We start from the raw sequence: 20279 nt of genomic DNA on the forward strand, positions 1-20279 counted from the left end.
GCCCAATTGACCTTCCACATCACGCGGGCCTAGAGTGCCAGCATTCAGGATATCTCCAGCTCCCCAGGTCCGGCCCATGAACACAACCCTGTCGAATTCCCAGGCCCGTGCGGCCGAGGCACTGCTTCTGCCGTATACCGATGCGGCAATGGCGCGCGACACGGGCGTGATGATTATCGAACGGGGCGAGGGGGTACGGGTCTTCGATACAAACGGACGCGGCTACATCGAGGCCATGTCCGGCCTGTGGTGCGCGGGACTGGGCTTCGGCAACCAGGAGATCGTGGAGGCGGCGGCTGAACAGATGGGCAAGCTGCCCTACTACCACATGTTCGGCGGCAAGACCCATGAGCCGTCAATCGAACTCGCTGAAAAGATCAAGGAACTCACACCCGGCCGAATGGCCCGCGTTTTCTACCAGTGCAGCGGCTCCGAGGCCAACGAGACCCAGGTAAAACTCGCCTGGTTTTACAACAACGCCCGCGGTCTGCCGGACAAAAAGAAGATCATCAGCCGCAAGCGCGGCTATCACGGCGTCACTGTAGTCTCCGGCTCCATGACCGGGCTCCCCTACAACCACACGGATTTCGACCTGCCGGTGGACCGTATCCTTCACACCGGCACCCCGCATTACTGGAAAGAGGCGCGGGCCGGTGAAGACGAACCCGCATTCTCCGCCCGTCTCGCACGCGAACTCGAGGAACTGATTGAGGCCGAAGGCCCCGAAACCGTCGCCGCCTTCATTGCCGAACCCGTCATGGGCGCGGGCGGTGTGGTGGTACCCCCAAGAGGCTATTTCGAGGCCATCAGCGAGGTCTGCCGCCGCCACGATGTTCTAATGATCGCTGACGAGGTCATCTGCGGTTTTGGCCGCACCGGCGAGTGGTTTGGATCCCAGACCTTCAACTGGGTACCCACCTCCGTCTCAATGGCCAAGCAGCTGACCTCCGGGTTCATGCCGCTCTCCGCTGTGGCCATCAACCAGGACATGGCCGATGTCATCGAGGCCAACACCTCAAAAATCGGCACGCTCGGACACGGCTTCACTTACGGCGGCCACCCGGTCGGCTGCGCAGTCGGCATAAAGGTCATCGACATCTATCACCGCCTCGACATCACCTCGCATGTCAAATCCGTCGCAACCCGTTTCGCGGCCCATCTCGACCGCCTGGCCGAACACCCGCTTGTGGGCGAGGCCCGCCACGTCGGTCTGGTCGGAGCACTGGAACTCTCCCCGAACAAATCCCCGGACGGCTTCAGGGAAACCGGTAAGGTCGCCGCGAAAATGAGCGCCGAACTGCTTGAGCACGGTGTCATCAGCCGACCTGTCGCGGACGCCATGGTGTTCTGCCCGCCCATGATCATAACCGGCGAGGAGATCGACGAGATGTTCGACCCGGTTGAGGCCGCTCTCGACCGCACCCTCGACTGGGCAAAGGCCGAAGGCCACTGGTCCGCGTGATGCAGACCACAACGGAACTTACTCCCAACCCCCTGCGCGGGATCGGCCTCAAGGTCATCTCCGTCAGCATCTTCGTCGTCATGGCCGTCTGCATTAAAAGCGCCGCGCCAAACGTTCCTCCCGGCGAGGCCGTATTCTTCAGGTCCATCTTCGCCGTGCCCGTCATCGTCGCCTGGCTCATGTGGCAGCATGACCTGCGCCACGGGCTCGACACGTCAAATCCTTTCGGTCACCTCTGGCGCGGACTGGTGGGCAGCGCCGCCATGGCGCTGAATTTCACCGCGCTCGGTCTCCTGCCGTTGCCCGAGGCAACCGCGCTTGGCTACACCGCGCCACTGTTGGTAGTTATCTTCGCGGCCATGTTTCTGGGGGAACAGGTGCGGCTTTTTCGGCTGACCGCCGTTTTCATCGGCCTCATCGGCGTGATGATCGTCCTTGCACCACGGATGCAGATCCTGAGCTTTGAGGAAGCCTCAAAGCTGCAAACCATCGGAGCGATGGCGGCCCTCATGGGCGCAGTGTTTGCCGCACTTGCCCAGGTTTTCGTACGCAAACTGGTACAAAGTGAGTCCACCGCCGCGATCGTGTTCTACTTCTCGATCAACGCCAGCGTTCTCTCCCTTTTCACCGTCCCCTTCGGCTGGGTCATGCCCAACCCGGTGGATTTCGCACTTCTCGTGTGCGCCGGTCTTTGCGGCGGCGTTGGCCAAATTCTCCTGACATCGGCCTACCGTTTCGCGCCGGTGGGTGTCATTGCCCCGTTCGAATACGTCTCGATGATCCTGGCACTCGTCATAGGATACGCACTGTTCGACGAGATCCCGACACTTCCCATGCTCGCGGGGGCCGGTCTGATCGTTTTTGCGGGTCTCTTCATCATCTGGCGCGAGCGTCAGCTTGGACTGCAACGGGGATCGCGCAAGCATCTCACGCCCCAGGGCTGAAGCAATCTTGACCTCGGCCGCAGGCTGGGCCAAAGGTGCGGGCCATGCGGATTTACAAGGTCTTTCGCGCCCGGGAATGGGCTGAACTCGAACAGGACGGCTCGACGCCAGGAGCACCGGTCGACCGTCAGGACGGCTACGTGCATTTCTCGACAGCGCGTCAGTTGGACGAAACCCTGCGCAAGCATTTCTCAAACGAGACGGAACTGTTTCTGCTGACGGTCGACGCCGAAGCTTTAGGCAACGACATCCGCTGGGAACCCTCGCGGGGCGGCGACCTCTTCCCTCATCTCTACCGGGAGTTGCGCCTGTCCGACATTCTCTCAGCCGAGGAACTCGCAACCGGCCCTGACGGACCCCAGGCCCCCATCGGCCTTACATGAGCGCACTCGAACGCATGGGGCTCGCCGCCCTTCACCGTATCGACCCGGAAACGGCTCACTCCCTCGCCATCAGGGCACTTAAACTTGGCCTCGGCCCCAAAGAGGGGGCCATCACCTCCCCGGCTCTGGAAACGGAAATTGCCGGCATCCGGCTTCCCAATCCGCTTGGCCTCGCCGCCGGTCTCGACAAAAACGCCGAGGCCATTGAGCCTCTCCTGAACACCGGGTTCGGTTTCATCGAGGTGGGCGCGGCCACGCCATTGCCGCAACCAGGAAACCCCAGGCCACGCCTCTTCCGTCTCAGCGGAGACCAGGCCGTCATCAACCGCTTCGGCTTCAATAACGATGGTATGGAAGCGATCACCGCCCGCCTTGCGAAGCGGCCATCGTCCGGTGTTGTCGGCCTCAACCTTGGCGCAAACAAAACCAGTGAGGACCGCGCCGCCGATTTTGCCAAAGTTCTGACCCATGCCGGGCCACATGTGGATTTTGCCACCGTCAATGTCTCTTCGCCCAATACCGAAAAACTCCGGGATTTGCAGGGCCGCGCCGCCCTCACCGCCCTGCTGGAACGCGTGATGGAAGCCCGCGCCGGGCTAGACCGTCCGGTGCTCGTTTTTCTCAAAATCGCCCCAGACCTGACGGAGGAGGAGCAGGCTGACGTGGCCGAATGCGCCATGACCGCCGGTATTGCCGCCATCATCGCGACCAACACGACCCTTTCCCGCGACGGTCTGCACAGCCCGCACCGGGAAGAGGCCGGGGGCCTCTCGGGTCAGCCGCTGTTCGAAAAATCGACGACGGTCCTGCGCAACATTTACCGCTTCACCGGAGGACAAATCCCGCTGATCGGTGTGGGTGGCGTGGGATCGGCCGAACAGGCCTACGCCAAAATCCGCGCCGGTGCGTCCGCCGTCCAGATTTATTCGGCTCTCGTCTACGGCGGCATGTCGCTTGTCCGTGAAATCCTTGATGGACTGCCGCCCCTTCTTGCCCGGGACGGGTTTTCCAACGTCTCCGAAGCCGTAGGCGCGGACGCCAAATCCTGACATCCCAATTGACCGCGACGCAATCCCGCGCTGTCACCTCGTTAAGCTGGCCCTAAAAACAACGGCCCGCTGGCACAAAGGCTTGCGGGTCGCAACATGCTGGCTTGTTTTGATCATCTGGCTGGGTGGCTATCCAGGGACGCTGCCTGGCGGGATGACAAAACTGGCTTGCAGTTCTTACTGACAACCTCCCTAAACTGTCCCGGCGAACAGATCAACCGAAAAATCAACGATTTCAATTAGTTGACCAAATTTGTCGCCTAAAGAAAAATCAACGGCCTCGCCACCATGCGGCCCCAACAACCGGGAAATCCCAATAGCCTCAAACCACCGCGGCTCGGATAGCCCCACCCTCCCCAACGATCAATCTTCTCTTCCGACAATATTACCACCCCCTTGCAACTCCGGCCACGCACGCCGAAACTGGCGAGGCATGGCACCTGACAGGGCGGGCGGAATGGACACACAAAACGAGAGCGAAACCCCGACGGTAGAGGAGGACCGCGAGTCCGCGTTGCGCACCGCGCTTCTCGACGCGCAGTTCGAATTTGCCGAGGACAAATCCCAGGCCCTGCTGGTTCTCATTAACGGGCCCGATGGTTCCGGCAAAGGCGAGGTCACCAACCGCCTGAACGAATGGCTCGACCCGCGCGGCGTGTCGACGCTGGCCTATGACATCGGCAAGCACAAAAAATACCACGGCCCGCTGGCCCGCCGCTACTGGCTGGACATGCCCGAACGCGGCCGCATCGCCATCGTACTCGGCTCCTGGTACCACCAGCTGCTCTACAACCGCATCACCGACAAAACCGACCTGAAGCAGTTCGAAGCCTCCCTGGAAATGACCCGCCATGTCGAGGCCATGCTCAAGGCCGAAGGCGTCCGCGTCCTGAAGATCTGGCTCAAACTCTCCGCCGGCAAGGCCCAGAAACGCTACGAGGAAAAAAGCAACGCTCCGGGCAGCTTCCGCAAACCCCTGATGGTTGAATGGGACAAGCTCCAGGACAAGAAGGAACAGAAACGACTGGTTGAGGCCGCGGAGGAACTCTCCGGCATGTCCGGCGAGCCCTGGCACGAGATTTGCGCCATAGACACCGAAGCCCGCGATTTTGAGGTCGGCGAACTGGTGCTTCAGGCGCTCACGGTCGCCCCCGTCAAAACGCCTGCCGAAACATGGGACCATGCAAACCGCATCGCGCCGGGCAAACCCGTCCTGCCCGCCCTCGATCTGACCCAAAGCCTCAAAAAGGACGAGTACAAGAAACGTCTTAAGGACGCACAGAACGAACTCTACAAACTCACCCGCAGCCCCGAAATGACCGAACGTGGCATGGTCCTTGTCTTCGAGGGCAACGACGCCGCTGGCAAGGGGGGCGCCATCCGACGCGCCCGCGCCGCGCTCGACCCGGTCCAGAGTACGGTGGTCCCCATCGCTGCACCCAGCCAGGAGGCCCTTTCACGCCCCTATCTCTGGCGTTTCTGGCGACGCATTCCAGACCAGGGCGACATTACCATCTTCGACCGCAGCTGGTACGGCCGTGTGCTCGTGGAACGCGTGGAAGGTTTCGCCGCACCCCATGACTGGGCCAGGGCCTATGAGGAAATCAACGACTTCGAAACACAGCTTATCCGGGCGGGCTATATCGTCCACAAGTTCTGGCTGGCCATTGACGCCGATGAACAGCTGGCCCGCTTCAAGGCCCGCGAAAACACACCGCACAAGCGTTTCAAGATCACCGATGACGACTGGCGCAACCGCGAGAAATGGGATCTCTACGCCAGTGCCGTTGAGGATATGGTCGCGCTCTGCTCCAAACCGCAGGCGCCCTGGACAATCGTCGAGGCCAACGACAAGCGCTTCTCCCGCGTCAAGGTTCTGGAAACCCTGGTGGACCGGCTGAAAACCGAACTGTCCTGAGCCGACGACGACCCGCTATACAGCCGCTTCCAGTGCCGGATACCGCAGCGCAAGAGTAACGCCCCGCGCCGTGTTCAAAATCATAAGCGCCGCCCAAAGCCCGTGATTGCCGAACTGTGGCAGAAGGATCAGCACCGCCACAACATAGATCGCAACGGACAGAATCATCGCATTTCGCATGGGCCCGGTGCGTGTCGCGCCAATAAACACCCCGTCCAGCATCCAGGACGCAATCCCGACCACCGGAGCCACCGCAATCCAGGGCAGGTATTCCCGCGCGGCAATCCGGACATCCGGCGCGGTGGTCATGATATCGATCACCATCGGCCCAAAGATCCAGAACACCACGCAAAGCCCAACGGACACCGCCACACCCCATTGCGATGTCACAATGGCGGCCGACCGCAGTTCCGGCCTGTTCCGTCGGCCAAGCGCCTGACCCACCAGTGTCTCCGCCGCAAAGGCAAACCCGTCGAGCCCAAAGGCGGTAAACTGCAGAAACTGCATCAGCACCTGGTTCGCCGCCAGCTGCACGTCACCAAGGCCCGCCCCCAGAAAAAGAAAACTCGTAAAACTCGCCTGCAACAGGACCGAACGGATCAAAATGTCCCCGTTGACCGCCGCCATCCGTATGAGCTTCACCCGGTCAAACACGACCGACGCCGCCCGGGACATCGGATCGGCAAACGCGTCGCGACAGAGATACAGACCGATAACCAGCCCCGAAAACTCCGCCGCCAGAGTGGCCCAGGCCACGCCAACCACGCCCCAGCCAAGCCCAAGCACAAACCACAGGTCCAGCACCACATTGACCATGTTCATGCCAAGCTGCAGCCACAACACGCCCCGCGTCCGCTCCATGGCGATCAGCCAACCCGTCAGCGCGTAAATCGCAATGGTCGCCGGCGCGCCCCAGATACGGACCGACATGTAGGCACGCGCCAGGTCCTCGACCTCCTCAGACGCAGGCGCAATATGAAACGCCGCCTGAAAAAGCAGCGGCGACAGAACCAGATAGACCAGCCCCGCTCCCAGCCCGATCAGCAGCCCCCGCACCAGAAGCGCGCCAACCTCGACCGTATCACCCGCCCCATGGGCCTGCGCCACCAGGCCCGAGGTCCCCATCCGCAGAAACCCGAAAATCCAGTAGAGCGACGCCAGGATCACCGCCCCAATGCCAACCGCCCCCACCGGCGCGGCCAAACCGATCTGACCAACCACACCGGTATCGACCGCTCCCAAAATTGGAATCGTTGCATTGGATAGAACAATGGGTACGGCTATGCGCAAAACCCGCCGATGGCTGATCGAAGGGGTCGTCACCCGGCGGTTTTCCCGCCCTGTGGCATCAGAAAATGTCCCGTCCCCTGAGCGAAGAGCCGCGCCCGGTTATCCTGCCAGGCCTCCACATGCACACTGGCATAGCGTCGGCCGGACCTGTTCACCCGCGCCCGTGCATAGGCATCACGCGGCAAACCGCCCCGCAGGTAGTCCACCGTGAAATCAATCGTCTTGGGCAACGGCGGAAAACGCCCCGCCTCAATGGCTTCAGCCTCCGGCCCGCCGCCTTCCATCAGGTTCCAGACCTGCTGCCAGGACAGCTCCATGATCGCGGTGATCTCCAGAAACGCACCTATCGCGCCCCCGTGCAGGGCCTGCAGCACCGGATTGCCGACCAGCTTCTCATCATACTGCAACAGGGCGGTCAGCTCATCGCCATGCCGCTCAAACACCACGCCCAGATGCTGAATATAGGGCACCTGCGCCACCATCTGCTTCAGCGCCGCATCGCGCCGCTGCTTGACCACCTGGACCGGTTCGGGACGTTTGAACGGCATCAGCTCAACCCCTCCACCGTGAAAGCCCCGGTTGCCGCCGCGACCGGAACATCGATGTCATCCGTGTAGGCCGTAGCCCGAACAAACGCGACGTTCTTCGTCATGCGATAACACTCGGCTCTGCTGTAGATCCGCTGCCCCGGCTCCGCCGGTCGCATGTAGTCAATACGAAGATCAATCGTGGCCGTTCCCTTCGGCGCCATCGGATGCGCCATCACCGCCGTCCCTCCGCTGGTATCGAGCAGCGCGGTCACCACCCCACCATGCAGCACACCTGTCTCCGGATCGCCTATGAATCGCTCGTCATAGCCCAGCGACATGATCACCCAACCGGGCCCAAGATCATCCAGATGCATGCCCAGATCGGCCGAATGGGGCAGAGCGCCCACAAACTGCCTCGCTATGCGGATTTTGTCTTCCTTGCTCAGGGTGTCGCCCACGATGCCACCTGTAGATTGCCCCGTCCGGTCAAAACCGGCACCATTTTCCGATGCATAAGCCCGTTTTCGTCACGATAACAGGTCAAATTCCCAACGAGGACACTGCGGACGGCGGATGGACGCGGCCAGTATGACGTCGCGTCAACTTTACGTTTACGTAAAGCAATTTACTTGAAAAGCGACAAACCTGCGAGCATGTTTCGCAAAACGACAACAATCGGCCACGGAGGGAACATGAGTGACACACTGCTGACTATCGGCGAAATGTGCGCGAAATATGACGTAACCCCCCGAACGCTGCGGTTCTACGAGTCGCGGGAACTCCTGTTCCCGAGGCGTGAAGGAACCAAACGCCTGTTCGGAAAATCCTGCCAGGCCCGCCTTAAACTGATCCTGCGCGGCAAGCGTTTCGGCTTTGCCCTCGAGGAAATCCGCCAGCTTCTCAATCTCTATGACGCGGGCGATCAGCAAAGAACACAGCTTCAGCGAACCTACGATCTTGGGGTGGAACACTTCCGGAGCATGGTGGCCCAGCGCGACGAACTCAACGAGGCCATCGCCGAGTTTGAGGAACAGCTCAACTGGGTCAAATCCGTCCTCAACGAAACCCCGGCCGAAGCGGCAGAATAAAGAAGGAAACACCAATGGCCTCCTACACGCCCCCTCTTCGCGACATGGAATTTGTCCTGCACGACGTCCTGAAAATCGAGCAGTCGGAAACCCCCGGCTATTCTGAACTGGACCGGGATTTTACCTCCGCCATTCTGGACGAGGCGGGCAAAATCGCCCGTGACGTTCTCGCCCCCACCAATGCCAAGGGCGATGAGCAGGGCTGTGTCCTGGAAAATGGTGTTGTCCGCACCCCGGACGGGTTTCAGGACGCCTTTGATCTTCTGCGTGAGGGCGGCTGGACCGGGCTCGACTGCGACCCGGATTTCGGCGGCCAGGGCATGCCCTACATCATGGGCGTGGCCGTGGGCGAAATGCACTCCGCCGCCAACATGGCCTTCAACATGTATGCCGGTCTGACCCACGGCGCCTACTCCGCCATTCACACCCATGGCTCGGACGAACAGAAAGCCACCTATCTGCCCAAAATGGTGTCCTGCGAGTGGACCGGCACCATGAACCTGACCGAACCCCACTGCGGCACGGACCTCGGCCTTCTGCGCACCAAAGCCGAACCCCAGGACGACGGCAGCTTCAAAATCACCGGCCAGAAGATATTCATCTCCGCCGGTGAGCACGACATGTCCGACAATATCATCCACCTGGTTCTCGCCAAAATCCCCGGCGGACCGGAGGGTGTGAAAGGCATTTCGCTCTTCATCGTCCCGAAATTCCTCGTCAATGAGGACGGCTCACTCGGCGACCGCAACGCCCTCTCCTGCGGCAAGATCGAAGAGAAGATGGGCATCCACGGCAACTCGACCTGTGTGATGAACTATGATGGCGCCACCGGCTACCTGATCGGTGAGGAGCACAAAGGCCTGCGCGCCATGTTCACCATGATGAACGAGGCCCGCATAGGTGTTGGCCTTCAGGGCCTCGGCCAGGCCGTCGCCGCCTATCAGGCCGCGACCGACTATGCCCGCGACCGCCTGCAGGGCCGGGCCGTCACCGGCACCGAAAACCCCGATGGACCCGCCGATCCGCTGATCGTCCACCCGGACATCCGCCGCACCCTCATGGACCAAAAATCCTTCATCGAGGGCGGCCGCGCCTTCCTGCTCTGGTCTGCCAGCCTGATCGACGCCGCCAACCTCGCCCGTGACGAGGACGCGCATGGCCTCATCTCCCTGCTCACCCCCGTCGTGAAGGGTTTCCTCACCGACCGTGGTTTCGACATGACCGTCCAGGCCCAGCAGGTTTTCGGCGGTCACGGTTATATCGAGGAATGGGGCATGAGCCAGTTCGTGCGCGATGCCCGTATCGCCATGATTTACGAGGGCGCAAACGGCGTCCAGGCACTCGACCTGGTGGGCCGCAAGCTCGCCCAGGACGGCGGCAAGCACGTCATGGCTTTCTTCGAGATGGTCAAGGCGTTCATCAAGGACAACGCCGACAACGAGGACCTCAGGACGGGCTTCCTTGAGCCACTGAAAGCCGCCTCCAAGGATCTCCAGGCCGCCGGAATGTATTTCATGCAGAACGGCATGAAAAACCCCAACCACGCCCTGGCCGGATCGTCGGATTTCATGCACCTCTTCGGCCACGTCGTCCTCGGCCTGATGTGGTCCCGCATGGCCAAGGCGGCTCTGGAAGGTGACAGCGATTTCCACAAAAACAAACTTGCCACCGGCCGCTACTACATGGCCCGCCAGCTCCCGGCGACCAAAATGCACCTCGCCCGGATCGAAAGCGGCGCCGACCCGGTCATGGCCCTCGACGCGGAGGCTTTTTAAGCCCGGCACAACGACGTGATGGAGCCTTCTTAGGGAAGGCTCCACCAGCCAACAAAGGACACGCTCCGCCCCGATCCGCTTAAGGTTGCACTACGGGAAAAACTCGACACCATAACAAATGCGGGCGGAACGGATTGGGCCGTCGAAATTCCCGCAAAACAAAGGTCACGACAGGGATCAAAGAATGAGCGAATATCGGCTTCACTGTTTTGCACAATCGGGGAACGCATACCGCGCCGCCCTGATGCTGGAACTGACCGGCCAGGACTGGGAGCCGGTTTTCGTCGACTTTTTCAACGGTGCCTCCAAAACACCCGAATTTCTGTCCCTCAACGAAATGGGGGAGGTCCCCGTACTTGAACATGGCGACCTGGTCCTGTCCCAATCCGGCGTCATCATGGACTACCTTACCGGCAAAACCGGCAAATTTGGGCCCAACGCTGAGACCGAACGCCTTGAGATCCTGCGCTGGACCCTGTGGGACAACCACAAACTCAGCAGTACGATCGGCACGCTCCGTTTCCTGATGAACTTCCTCGCACCGGAGAAACGCAACCCGGATGTGATTGCGTTCCTGGGCGGCCGCGCCAAAGCGGCGATGACCGTTCTGGAGCACCACCTGGCCGACCGCGACTGGGTCGCCACCGACCAGCCGACCACGGCGGATTTTTCCTGCTGCTCATATCTCTACTTCGCCGATGAGTTCGGCGCCGACATGAACCAATACCCCAACACCAGCCGCTGGCTCGACGGCATCGCCGCTCTGCCCGGCTGGAAACACCCCTACGACCTCATGCCCGGGCATCCCCTGCCCGGAGCCAAATAACCGGAGGAACCGATGACGGAAGCCTACATTTACGACGCCGTGCGCACACCGCGTGGCAAGGGCCGCAAGGACGGCAGCCTGCACGAGGTCACCTCCCTGCGCCTCTCCGCCGAAACCCTGAACGCGGTCAAAAACCGCAACGGTCTGCCCCAGGACGCGGTCGAGGACGTGATCTGGGGCAACGCCACCCAGGTCATGGAACAGGGCGGATGCCTCGCGCGCTCCGCCGTTCTGGCCTCCGACCTTGGCGAAAAGGTTCCCGGCCTCTCCATCAACCGCTTCTGCGCCAGTGGCATCGAGGCCGTAAACCTCGCCGCCAACCAGGTCCGTGCGGGCGCCGGTGACGGCTACATCGCCGGCGGCGTCGAAATGATGTCGCGGGTGGCCATGGGCTCGGACGGCGCGGCCATTGCCGTCGATCCGTCGCTGGCCATGAAATCCTATTTCGTCCCCCAGGGCATCTCCGCCGACATCATTGCCACGGAATACGGGTTCTCCCGCGATGACTGCGACGAACTGGCCGTCGAAAGCCAAAAACGCGCCGCCAAAGCCTGGGAGGAAGGCCGCTTCGACCGGTCGGTCATCCCCGTGAATGACATCAACGGCCTGCCGATCCTCGTAAAGGACGAATACCTCCGCCCCGGCACCGACATGCAGTCGCTGGGCGCGCTCAAACCCGCCTTCAAGGACATGGGAGAGACCATGCCCGGCTTCGATGCTGTGGCCCTTTTAAAATATCCACATCTTGAGAAGATCAACCACGTCCACCACGCCGGCAATTCGTCAGGCATCGTCGACGGCGCGGCAGCTCTCCTGATCGGATCAAAGGAATACGGCGAAAAGCACGGCATCAAACCCCGCGCCCGCATTCGCGCCACGGCCAAGATCGGCACGGACCCGACCATCATGCTCACCGGCCCGGTTCCCGTGACCGAAAAGATACTCGCCGAGTCCGGCATGTCCATGTCCGACATCGACCTGATCGAGGTCAACGAGGCCTTCTCCGCGGTCGTTCTACGCTTCCTTCAGGCCTTCGACGTGGACAGCTCAAAGGTGAACGTGAACGGCGGCGCAATCGCCATGGGCCACCCGCTCGGTGCAACCGGCGCGATCATTATTGGCACCGCCCTGGACGAACTCGAACGCTCCGGAAAAGGCACCGCACTCGCCACGCTCTGCGTCGCGTCAGGCATGGGTGCGGCAACGATTATTGAACGCGTATGAATACCGCAGCGTCCAAAATAATCGAAAACCGGCAGTTTGCAGGAGTTTCCCGGAATAGAAAGTCGCCATCCGGCAATTTTCCGGAACATTTCTCTTGCAACCGTGAGAAGATCAGGGCCTCTATACGCGCCGATAACGACGTTTCCGTGAAAAACGCGTTACACGCGCACCAAATGGGGAGGAAAATGGTACGCAGCCCGGCGACAGTTGGAATTGAACTGGTGGAGGCCTATGAACAGGCCGACATCCAGACTGTCGTCAGTATGATGTCATTTCCCTTTGCGATCTATCTCGGATCAGAGCTTCTGGTGCTCAACAGCCTGAAGGACGCCGCCAACCTGTCCGCGGTCTACAAACAGCTCGTGTTTCGCGGCAAGGTCCGCAAACTGCACGCCAGCCTGATGTGTCTGGGAACAACCCGACGCGACGAGACCACGGTGGATCTGCGCTTCCGTCACGAGGTTGCGGGCGATGCCCCGGGTCACGCGGCAATCGGCCGGTTTTATTTCCGAGATTTCGACGGAGTCCTGAAATCGGAGATGCTCGAGATTATCGAGTTCGATCCCGCCGGTCCCTTTGCGCTTGCGTTCGCCATGCTGAAGTCCAGCCCGCCCAAAGCGGCCGAACTCGCCATCTGAAGTCGAACCGGCCCCCTCAGGCCCGGTTCCTCCCCGCAAAACGTCTATCCTTTAGTGGAGACATCACATGACCATTTTCACCTCTGCCACAGACGCGGACGGCGTCGCCACGATCACCTGGGATCTGCCCGGCAAATCCATGAACGTCCTCAATATGGAGGGCATCGCCGAGCTTGAGAGTCTCTTCGACGCGGCTTTGGCCGACGACGCCGTAAAAGGCATCATCATCACCTCCGCAAAGCCCGACTTCGCGGCTGGCATGGACATCAACATCATCGCTAAAATGAAGGACAGCGCGGGCGAAACCCCCGCGCAGGGCCTCATGGACGGGCTGATGAACATGCATGGCATTCTGCGCAAAATCGAACGCGCCGGCATGGATCCCAAAACCAACAAGGGCGGCAAACCCGTCGCCGCCGCGCTTCCCGGCCTTGCCCTTGGCATCGGGCTTGAGATCCCGCTTGCCTGCCACCGCATTTTCGCGGCTGACAATCCGAAGGCCAGAATCGGCCTGCCCGAAATTCTTATCGGCATCTTCCCCGGCATGGGCGGCACCACCCGACTCGTGCGCAAAATGGGCGTCATGGCCGCGGCCCCCTACCTGATGGAAGGCAAAACCCTCGCCCCCGCCAAAGCCAAAAGCGCGGGCCTGATCGACGAGGTCGTGCCGCCCGAGGAACTTCTGGCGCGTGCGAAGGAATGGGTCCTGAACGCAAAGGACGCCGACATCGTCAAACCCTGGGACGCCAAGGGCTACAAAATGCCCGGCGGCGCACCGTACCATCCCGCCGGCTTCATGACCTATCTCGGCTCGTCGGCCATGGTTCACGGCAAAACCCAGGGCGTGTATCCGGCCGCCAAAGCCATGCTCTCCGCCGCTTACGAGGGCGCACAGGTTCCCTTCGACACCGCGCTTAAAATCGAGGCCCGCTGGTTCACCCATGTCCTGATGAATCCGTCCTCCGGCGCCATGCTGCGCTCAATCTTCATCAACAAACAGGCCCTTGAGAAAGGCGCCGTCCGACCCGAGGCCCCGGACCAGAGCGTCAAAAAGCTCGGCGTCATTGGCGCGGGCATGATGGGCGCGGGCATCGGCTACGTGGCCGCCAACGCGGGCATCGACGTGGTCCTTATCGACCGCGACCAGGAAGCCGCCGACAAGGGCAAGGCCCACGCCGAATCCATCCTCGACAAGGGCATGTCCCGCAAACGCGTGACCCAGGAGAAAAAGGACGCCGTCCTCGCCCGCATCAACGCCACCCCCGACTACAGCGCCCTCGACGGCTGCGATCTGGTTGTGGAGGCCGTGTTCGAGGACCCGGGCGTCAAGGCCGAGACCACCCAAAAAGCCGAAGCCGCCCTGCCCGACGACGCGATCTTTGCCACCAACACCTCCACCCTGCCGATCAGCGACCTGGCGAAAGCCAGCGGCAATCCGGAGAACTTCATCGGCATCCATTTCTTCTCGCCGGTGGACAAGATGATGCTGGTCGAGATCATCCGCGGCAAAGAAACCGGCGATCGCGCAGTGGCCAAGGCGCTCGACTTTGTGCGCCAGATCCGCAAAACCCCCATTGTCGTCAACGATGCCCGCTTCTTCTACGCCAACCGCTGCATCATCCCCTACATCAACGAGGGCGTGCGCATGGTGGCCGAGGGCGTCTCCCCCGCGCTGATCGAAAACGCCGCCAAACAGTTGGGCTTCCCGCTCGGCCCGTTGCAGCTCGTGGACGAGACCTCCGTGGATCTCGGCGTAAAAATCGCCAAAGCGACCAAAGCCGCCATGGGCGACGCCTATCCCGAAAGCCCCTCCGACGACGTGCTCTTCAAACTGTTCGATGAGGGCCGGCTCGGCCGCAAATCGAACGCGGGTTTCTATGAGTATGACGAGAAGGGAAAACGCACCGGCCTCTGGCCCGGCCTTGCAGAAAACTGGCCCGCGTCCGATGACCAGCCGGACCTTACCACCGTTCAGCACCGCCTCGCCATGATCCAGACGCTCGAGGCCGTCCGTGCCCTGGAGGAAAACGTCCTCATGGACATCCGCGAGGGCGATGTCGGCGCCATCCTCGGCTGGGGCTTCATGCCCTGGTCCGGCGGGCCTTTCTCGTGGCTGGACATCCTCGGCGCGGGAAAGGCTGTGGAAATCTGCGACGGTCTTACATCCGAATTCGGCGACCGTTTCACTGCGCCCAAAATCCTGCATGATCTGGCCGCGAGCGGCGAGGGCTTCTACCAAAAATACCAGCCGGAAGCCGACGCCGCCTGACACGACGCGTACAAACCGACACCATCCACGGGCCGCCCAACAGCGGCCCGTTTTCACGTTAGCGCCCCGGTCATGGTTGATACTTTCTTAAACCCCCGCCTCTAGGGTCCAACCCAAATCGGTGTGTTCACCGCCGGCAGGCCCGTCCCCCCCCCGGGCCGCGCGGCGGTGTCGTAGTTCGGAAGCTGTAACCATGCGTATGAGTATCAAAACCGCGGCCATTGCCATCGCCCTGGCGCTTTCCTCAACCGCCGCCCCGGCCATAGCCGCCACCATCACCGGCAGCCACAGCGTACTCGACAATTCCGCCACCAAAGGCGCCTTCTGGCTGCGCCCGTTCCGCCCTCAGACCGGCATGGGCGGTTCCTGGGCCATCACCCATTCCGGCGCCAGCCTCGACTGGAACGGTGACACCGCCACGCTCACCGGCAAAATCGTCAACCGCCGCAACACGTATCACAAATTCGGCCTCAACCTCGTCTTCTCCGGGCTTCAGGGCTTCTCCGACGGGCAGTCCCCCGCCTGTGGTTCCGCCGCCGGCGGCGCCTGCCGTGGCGACGAACTGAACTGGGCCTATTTCAGCAGTGTCGAGGGCCAGCTGACCGGCCGCCACGGCCTTTACGGTGTCAACCTCGACGTCGCCATGCGCGATGACGCGCCAAATTCCCAACTCGGCTTCGGCGCCAACAACTACGACATGGCCGAAGGCATGGCCTCCTGGCTTCAGGTCACCCTCAGCGAAGACAGCCATTTCCGCCATTTCGACCGCTCCAACATAACCTGGCGCCTCGGCCAGGGCGACCCGCTCCCGGCCAGCATGAATATCGGCCTTGAGGTCCCGACAAGCAGCAACGTCCCCGAAATCGACGCGGGCGCCGGCGCAGGCTCCCTCGCCGCCCTCGGCGCCCTTCTGGCCTTCGTCCGAAGCCGCAGGCGCAACCGGGTGGTCTGATACTCCCCCTGGACTTGACCACACCCACAGGGTAGGAAACGGGCAAAAAATTACAAACCCGTTTTACCGGATCAGGCACCCATGACCGCGCTGGACAATTACCTTTGGCTGGAGGCGACCGGCCACTGGACCGAAACACCCGACACCCCACCCCGCGAAGTCATCGTTTCCTTTCGCAACACCAGTCTGGTGTTGAGCGATCTGAGCGAGAACGTCCTCGGGCACTGGGCGCTTGCCGGGGTGCAGGCGATTGACCGCACCGGCGACACCACCGTCTATTCGATGAACTCCGATGGCACGGAGACCCTGCGCATAGCCGATCCAGAGATGAATGCCGCCATCGCCAAGGTCTCCCTCGGCGAAATCCTCCCCGAGCCCACCCGCATTCAAAAGACCAGACGCCTCTCCCTCGTGGGCCCGCTTGTGGCGCTGCTCATCATCCTGATCATTGCCGCGGTCAGCCCCGGCCTCGCGCCCCTGCTTGCCACCCGCATGGTTCCGCCCGCATCGGAACGCGAACTTGGCGACCGGATGCTCCTCGCCCTGATGGAAAGCAGCGGCCCAATCTGCCCCGAAACCCCAGGCCGCCGCGCGCTCGACAGCATCGGCACATCGCTCGCCGCCAATGGTGAAGCCCCCCGCATCCGCGTTCTCGACCTGAAGCAGACACCGGTCCTCGCGCTGCCCGGCGACACGATCCTGATGGGCTCCGCCACGCTGAAAACCGCCCGCGCGCCGGAAGAGGCCGCAGGCTGGATCGCACTCGCACGCGCCACTGATCCGGTCGCCGACATGATGCACGACGCCGGAACCCTGCAAAACCTCCGCTACGTCTTCACCGGCAATATCAGCCCTCGGCCTCTCGAGAGCCAAATCGCCGGGGATTGGGAGCCGCCCACAACAGCGGTGATCCAGCAGGCCCTCAACAGCCTGCATGACGCCGGCATCGACCAGCGTCCCCTCTACGACGCGCTCATCCGCTACGGCTGGCAGCCGGATCCTGAAAATCCGGTCGTCATGCAGGAAAACACCCGCTCCGAACGGCTGGTCACCGACCAGGAATGGGACGCCGTGCGCGCCATCTGCTCCGAATAACCCGGCCGATCAGGGGTTGGTAATCCGCCCCTGACCCAGTACCAGCCGCCGGTCCATCCGCGCGGCCAGGTCCGGATTGTGCGTCGCGATGAGCGCCGTCAGCCCCGTCTCGCGCACCAGCCCCATCAGCATGTCAAACACCGATCCCGCCGTCCCGGGATCGAGGTTCCCCGTCGGCTCATCGGCCAGCAAAACCCCAGGCCGGTTCGCCAGAGCCCGCGCAATCGCCACCCGCTGCTGCTCGCCGCCGGACAGTTCCGCAGGCCGGTGCGTCAGCCGGTGGCCAAGCCCCACCGCCTCCAGCAGCTCCCGCGCCCGCGCCGACGCCTTTTCACGCGCAACTCCCGCCGCCCATTGCGGCAGTTCCACGTTCTCGGACGCGGTAAATTCCGGCAGCAAATGATGAAACTGATACACAAACCCGACCGTATCCCGGCGCAGTCGCGTGCGGGCCCGGTCGTCACGCATCGGCGCCTCATGCCCCATGATATGCACCGACCCGGCCGCCGGCTCATCGAGCAGACCGGCAATATGCAGCAGCGTCGACTTCCCCGCCCCGGACGGCGCCTCGAGCGCGACGACCTCGCCTTTGGCAAGGCTCAGGCCCACATCCTCCAGCACGACGATCTCCGCGGGCGTCCCGGCATTGTACCGTTTCGCCACACCACTCAGCGTCAGGGCATCACTCATAGCGCAACGCCTCCACCGGGTTCATCCGCGCCGCATTGCGCGCCGGCGGAATGGTAATCACAAAGGACAGCCCCAGAGCCATCACCACCACCGCAAGCACATCCAAAAACCGCAGCCGCGCCGGGATCTCCGTCAGGAACCGCACCTCCGGGTTCCACACACTGCCGCCCGCGACCCACTCCACCAGAGCCTGGATCTCCTGAATGTTCGCGGCAAACAGACAGCCGAGGACAACCCCAAGCACCGTCCCCGCCACGCCAATCGAGGCACCACAGATAAAGAACACCCGCATGATCGACGCCCGGCTCAGCCCCATGGTGCGCAGGATGCCAATATCCCGCCCCTTGTTTTTCACCAGCATCACCAGGCCCGAGATGATGTTGAGCGCCGCGATCAACACCACCAGCGAGAGGATGATGAACATCACCCGCCGCTCAACATCGAGCGCCGACAGAAACGCCCCATTGGCGTTCTTCCAGGTCCAGACCTGCCCACGCGGCCCCGCAGCCTCCGTCAGCGGCCAGACCAGATCATCCACGCCGGACGGGTCGCTGAGCATCACCTCAACCTCGTCGGCGCTGCCCTCTCGGTTGAAATAGGCCTGGGCCTCCGTGAACGGCATGTAGACGCGCGTCCGGTCGATATCGAAGCGTCCCACGCCAAAAATAAACACGACCTCATAGTCGTTCAGACGTGGCTGCGTGCCGAACGGCGTGTCCATACCCTCCGGCGAGATCAGCGTCACCACATCGCCCAGCGCCGCGCCCAACTCCCGCGCTACGCCCGTCCCAATGGCAATCCCCTCGTCAAACCGCTCCAGGTCTCCCCAGCCCGTCTCCGGATCAGCAATCAGCGGCACCTGCTGCAAATCCTCCAGCCGCGTGCCATAGACCTCAACTCCGGCGGCACGACCGCCAGCGGACGCCATCACCTGCCCCTTCACCAGCGGCGTGGCCCGGTCGACCCCGTCGACCTCCGCCAGACGCCCGGCCAGATCGCCGTAGTCCCGGACCTGCCGGTCCCGGTTGCCAAACTCGTCCATCTCCGCCGTGTAATAGATCGACGCATGGGCATTCGCGCCCAAAATCCGCTCCGTGAACTCCTCGCGGAATCCGATCATAACGGCCTGCACCACGATCAGCGTGCCAACGCCCAGCATCACTCCAATGAGCGCATACCAGGCGATAACCGAAATACCGCCCTCCTTGCGACGCGCGCGCAGATACCGCCAGGCAATGATCCATTCAAACGCGGCGAATGGTGCAGGATTTGGAGACACGGCAACACTTCCCGGTACTGTTAAACGCGCCATGCCTACGCCCTCGCGCGGGCAATCACAACGACCCTGAATACCATCTGACCGTCTTGTGTGCGAAATCCGCCGACGCCCCATCCCTCACGGCGCCGCGTCATTCTCCAGGATGTCGCGCGGCTTCGACGAGAACTCGCGGTTCCAGATCGTCACGTTCACAACAACCGTCGAAGCAATCAGAAACAGCGGCCCCAGCAGCCAGGCCAGAGCCCCCAGCGAATAATACACCGCCCGCAGCCCCCGGTTGAAGTTCCATGCCGCCCGAATGTTGATCTCCGCCGCCTGGGCCGCACGGTCATAAACCTGGGGATGCTCCAGATCATTCGGCACCGCCCCCATCAGTACTGCACAATACCCAAACAGACGGTTGGACCAGACGAACTTGAGAAACCCGTGCGTCAGCAGCAGCGCCACCAGCAACAGCTTGATCCGCCAGACATATTCCGGCGCTTCAATCACCGATAGATCCACGGCAACCTTGTTGAGGCTTTCCGTATTCCCCAACAGCGCCAAAACACCGCCCAGCGCAATCATGCAGCCCGATGCAAAAAACGCCGTACCCTGCCGCAGGTTGGACAGGATGGTCGCGTCGAAAATACGCGGCTCCCGCGTGACCATCTGCCGCATCCATTCCCGGCGATAGCGTACCATCAGAACCGTCACCGATGGCCGCCCAAAACTGCTGGTTTCGATGCGCCAGCTCATGCCAAGCCAGCTGACGAGCACAAACCCCACCGCCGCGAAATCCAACGGGGCAAAATAGCCGAAGATGTCCACGATGGTCATGGCGCCGTCTCCGTCATTCACCGTGCGGCCCCCACAACTATCGCGACG

Annotated in this window: 19 protein-coding genes; 13 read left to right on the forward strand and 6 right to left on the reverse strand. The window is 62.1% G+C overall.

The genetic code is table 11. From position 1 onward, the window contains the following. Positions 1–76: 76 nt before the first annotated feature. The 5 genes from ACP15P_RS16485 (at position 77) to pap (ending at position 5756) form a co-directional block, all read left to right on the forward strand. Positions 77–1462: an aminotransferase gene (locus ACP15P_RS16485; protein ID WP_424929549.1), complete on the forward strand. Its 1386-nt coding sequence runs from the start codon at positions 77–79 to the stop codon at positions 1460–1462. Then, positions 1462–2406 (forward strand): DMT family transporter, encoded by a 945-nt coding sequence (locus ACP15P_RS16490; protein ID WP_424929550.1) that lies wholly within the window; start codon positions 1462–1464, stop codon positions 2404–2406. The genes ACP15P_RS16485 and ACP15P_RS16490 overlap by 1 nt, the downstream gene beginning before the upstream one ends. Positions 2407–2450: 44 nt before the next feature. Then, complete coding sequence (locus ACP15P_RS16495) at positions 2451–2789, forward strand: DUF952 domain-containing protein (RefSeq protein ID WP_424929551.1); 339 nt, start codon at positions 2451–2453, stop codon at positions 2787–2789. Then, a complete protein-coding gene (locus ACP15P_RS16500) occupies positions 2786–3838 on the forward strand; it encodes a quinone-dependent dihydroorotate dehydrogenase (RefSeq protein WP_424929552.1) in 1053 nt (350 codons plus the stop codon). Before ACP15P_RS16495 ends, ACP15P_RS16500 begins: the two co-directional genes overlap by 4 nt. 457 nt (positions 3839–4295) lie before the next feature. Next, a complete protein-coding gene (pap, locus tag ACP15P_RS16505; protein ID WP_424929553.1) occupies positions 4296–5756 on the forward strand; it encodes a polyphosphate:AMP phosphotransferase in 1461 nt (486 codons plus the stop codon). Between the two features lie 15 nt (positions 5757–5771). On the opposite strand, the gene ACP15P_RS16510 is transcribed toward pap, so the two are convergent. From ACP15P_RS16510 to ACP15P_RS16520, 3 genes are read right to left on the reverse strand one after another with little or no spacing between them, the layout of a single operon-like run. Next, positions 5772–7079, reverse strand: coding sequence for an MATE family efflux transporter (locus ACP15P_RS16510; RefSeq protein ID WP_424929554.1), 1308 nt, complete (start codon positions 7077–7079; stop codon positions 5772–5774). Further along, positions 7076–7594: a PaaI family thioesterase gene (locus ACP15P_RS16515; protein ID WP_424929555.1), complete on the reverse strand. Its 519-nt coding sequence runs from the start codon at positions 7592–7594 to the stop codon at positions 7076–7078. Before ACP15P_RS16515 ends, ACP15P_RS16510 begins: the two co-directional genes overlap by 4 nt. Next, positions 7594–8034: a PaaI family thioesterase gene (locus ACP15P_RS16520; protein WP_424929556.1), complete on the reverse strand. Its 441-nt coding sequence runs from the start codon at positions 8032–8034 to the stop codon at positions 7594–7596. Before ACP15P_RS16520 ends, ACP15P_RS16515 begins: the two co-directional genes overlap by 1 nt. A gap of 234 nt (positions 8035–8268) precedes the next feature. Here ACP15P_RS16520 and ACP15P_RS16525 point away from each other — a divergent pair, with 234 nt between their 5' ends. The 8 genes from ACP15P_RS16525 to ACP15P_RS16560 all read left to right on the forward strand — a co-directional run bounded on the left by ACP15P_RS16525 (position 8269) and on the right by ACP15P_RS16560 (position 17443). After that, on the forward strand, positions 8269–8664 hold the full coding sequence (locus ACP15P_RS16525) for a MerR family transcriptional regulator (protein WP_424929557.1): 396 nt from the start codon (positions 8269–8271) through the stop codon (positions 8662–8664). A 14-nt stretch (positions 8665–8678) separates the two neighbouring features. Next, on the forward strand, positions 8679–10439 hold the full coding sequence (locus tag ACP15P_RS16530; protein ID WP_424929558.1) for an acyl-CoA dehydrogenase C-terminal domain-containing protein: 1761 nt from the start codon (positions 8679–8681) through the stop codon (positions 10437–10439). A gap of 184 nt (positions 10440–10623) precedes the next feature. Beyond that, positions 10624–11265, forward strand: coding sequence for a glutathione S-transferase family protein (locus ACP15P_RS16535; RefSeq protein ID WP_424929559.1), 642 nt, complete (start codon positions 10624–10626; stop codon positions 11263–11265). 12 nt (positions 11266–11277) lie between these two features. After that, positions 11278–12489 (forward strand): acetyl-CoA C-acetyltransferase, encoded by a 1212-nt coding sequence (locus tag ACP15P_RS16540; RefSeq protein WP_424929560.1) that lies wholly within the window; start codon positions 11278–11280, stop codon positions 12487–12489. Positions 12490–12674: 185 nt separating this feature from the next. Continuing rightward, complete coding sequence (locus ACP15P_RS16545) at positions 12675–13127, forward strand: hypothetical protein (protein WP_424929561.1); 453 nt, start codon at positions 12675–12677, stop codon at positions 13125–13127. A 67-nt stretch (positions 13128–13194) separates the two neighbouring features. Further along, positions 13195–15396, forward strand: a complete 2202-nt coding sequence (locus ACP15P_RS16550; RefSeq protein WP_424929562.1) for a 3-hydroxyacyl-CoA dehydrogenase NAD-binding domain-containing protein — start codon at positions 13195–13197, stop codon at positions 15394–15396. A 199-nt stretch (positions 15397–15595) separates the two neighbouring features. Then, positions 15596–16348 (forward strand): hypothetical protein, encoded by a 753-nt coding sequence (locus tag ACP15P_RS16555; RefSeq protein WP_424929563.1) that lies wholly within the window; start codon positions 15596–15598, stop codon positions 16346–16348. Between the two features lie 81 nt (positions 16349–16429). Beyond that, a complete protein-coding gene (locus tag ACP15P_RS16560; RefSeq protein WP_424929564.1) occupies positions 16430–17443 on the forward strand; it encodes a hypothetical protein in 1014 nt (337 codons plus the stop codon). A 9-nt stretch (positions 17444–17452) separates the two neighbouring features. Here ACP15P_RS16560 and ACP15P_RS16565 read toward each other — a convergent pair whose 3' ends face one another. The 3 genes from ACP15P_RS16565 to ACP15P_RS16575 form a co-directional block, all read right to left on the reverse strand. Then, entirely contained in the window at positions 17453–18133 is a 681-nt protein-coding gene (locus ACP15P_RS16565; RefSeq protein ID WP_424929565.1) for an ABC transporter ATP-binding protein, read from the reverse strand. Next, entirely contained in the window at positions 18126–19412 is a 1287-nt protein-coding gene (locus ACP15P_RS16570) for a lipoprotein-releasing ABC transporter permease subunit (RefSeq protein WP_424929566.1), read from the reverse strand. The genes ACP15P_RS16565 and ACP15P_RS16570 overlap by 8 nt, the downstream gene beginning before the upstream one ends. 117 nt (positions 19413–19529) lie before the next feature. Beyond that, complete coding sequence (locus ACP15P_RS16575) at positions 19530–20231, reverse strand: DUF599 domain-containing protein (protein WP_424929567.1); 702 nt, start codon at positions 20229–20231, stop codon at positions 19530–19532. Positions 20232–20279 lie beyond the last annotated feature (48 nt).

This window comes from Amaricoccus tamworthensis, assembly GCF_049800875.1.
Lineage (GTDB): Bacteria > Pseudomonadota > Alphaproteobacteria > Rhodobacterales > Rhodobacteraceae > Amaricoccus > Amaricoccus tamworthensis.

Excerpts from the sequence above, each read along its gene's own strand:
- ACP15P_RS16555 (WP_424929563.1), top strand. The coding sequence starts at position 15,596 with ATGAGTATCAAAACCGCGGCCATTGCCATCGCCCTGGCGCTTTCCTCA.
- ACP15P_RS16495 (WP_424929551.1), top strand. The coding sequence starts at position 2,451 with ATGCGGATTTACAAGGTCTTTCGCGCCCGGGAATGGGCTGAACTCGAA.
- ACP15P_RS16565 (WP_424929565.1), bottom strand. The coding sequence starts at position 18,133 with ATGAGTGATGCCCTGACGCTGAGTGGTGTGGCGAAACGGTACAATGCC.
- ACP15P_RS16535 (WP_424929559.1), top strand. The coding sequence starts at position 10,624 with ATGAGCGAATATCGGCTTCACTGTTTTGCACAATCGGGGAACGCATAC.
- ACP15P_RS16575 (WP_424929567.1), bottom strand. The coding sequence starts at position 20,231 with ATGACCATCGTGGACATCTTCGGCTATTTTGCCCCGTTGGATTTCGCG.
- ACP15P_RS16560 (WP_424929564.1), top strand. The coding sequence starts at position 16,430 with ATGACCGCGCTGGACAATTACCTTTGGCTGGAGGCGACCGGCCACTGG.
- ACP15P_RS16545 (WP_424929561.1), top strand. The coding sequence starts at position 12,675 with ATGGTACGCAGCCCGGCGACAGTTGGAATTGAACTGGTGGAGGCCTAT.
- ACP15P_RS16515 (WP_424929555.1), bottom strand. The coding sequence starts at position 7,594 with ATGCCGTTCAAACGTCCCGAACCGGTCCAGGTGGTCAAGCAGCGGCGC.
- ACP15P_RS16485 (WP_424929549.1), top strand. The coding sequence starts at position 77 with ATGAACACAACCCTGTCGAATTCCCAGGCCCGTGCGGCCGAGGCACTG.
- ACP15P_RS16550 (WP_424929562.1), top strand. The coding sequence starts at position 13,195 with ATGACCATTTTCACCTCTGCCACAGACGCGGACGGCGTCGCCACGATC.
- ACP15P_RS16525 (WP_424929557.1), top strand. The coding sequence starts at position 8,269 with ATGAGTGACACACTGCTGACTATCGGCGAAATGTGCGCGAAATATGAC.
- ACP15P_RS16530 (WP_424929558.1), top strand. The coding sequence starts at position 8,679 with ATGGCCTCCTACACGCCCCCTCTTCGCGACATGGAATTTGTCCTGCAC.
- ACP15P_RS16540 (WP_424929560.1), top strand. The coding sequence starts at position 11,278 with ATGACGGAAGCCTACATTTACGACGCCGTGCGCACACCGCGTGGCAAG.
- ACP15P_RS16500 (WP_424929552.1), top strand. The coding sequence starts at position 2,786 with ATGAGCGCACTCGAACGCATGGGGCTCGCCGCCCTTCACCGTATCGAC.
- pap (WP_424929553.1), top strand. The coding sequence starts at position 4,296 with ATGGACACACAAAACGAGAGCGAAACCCCGACGGTAGAGGAGGACCGC.
- ACP15P_RS16490 (WP_424929550.1), top strand. The coding sequence starts at position 1,462 with ATGCAGACCACAACGGAACTTACTCCCAACCCCCTGCGCGGGATCGGC.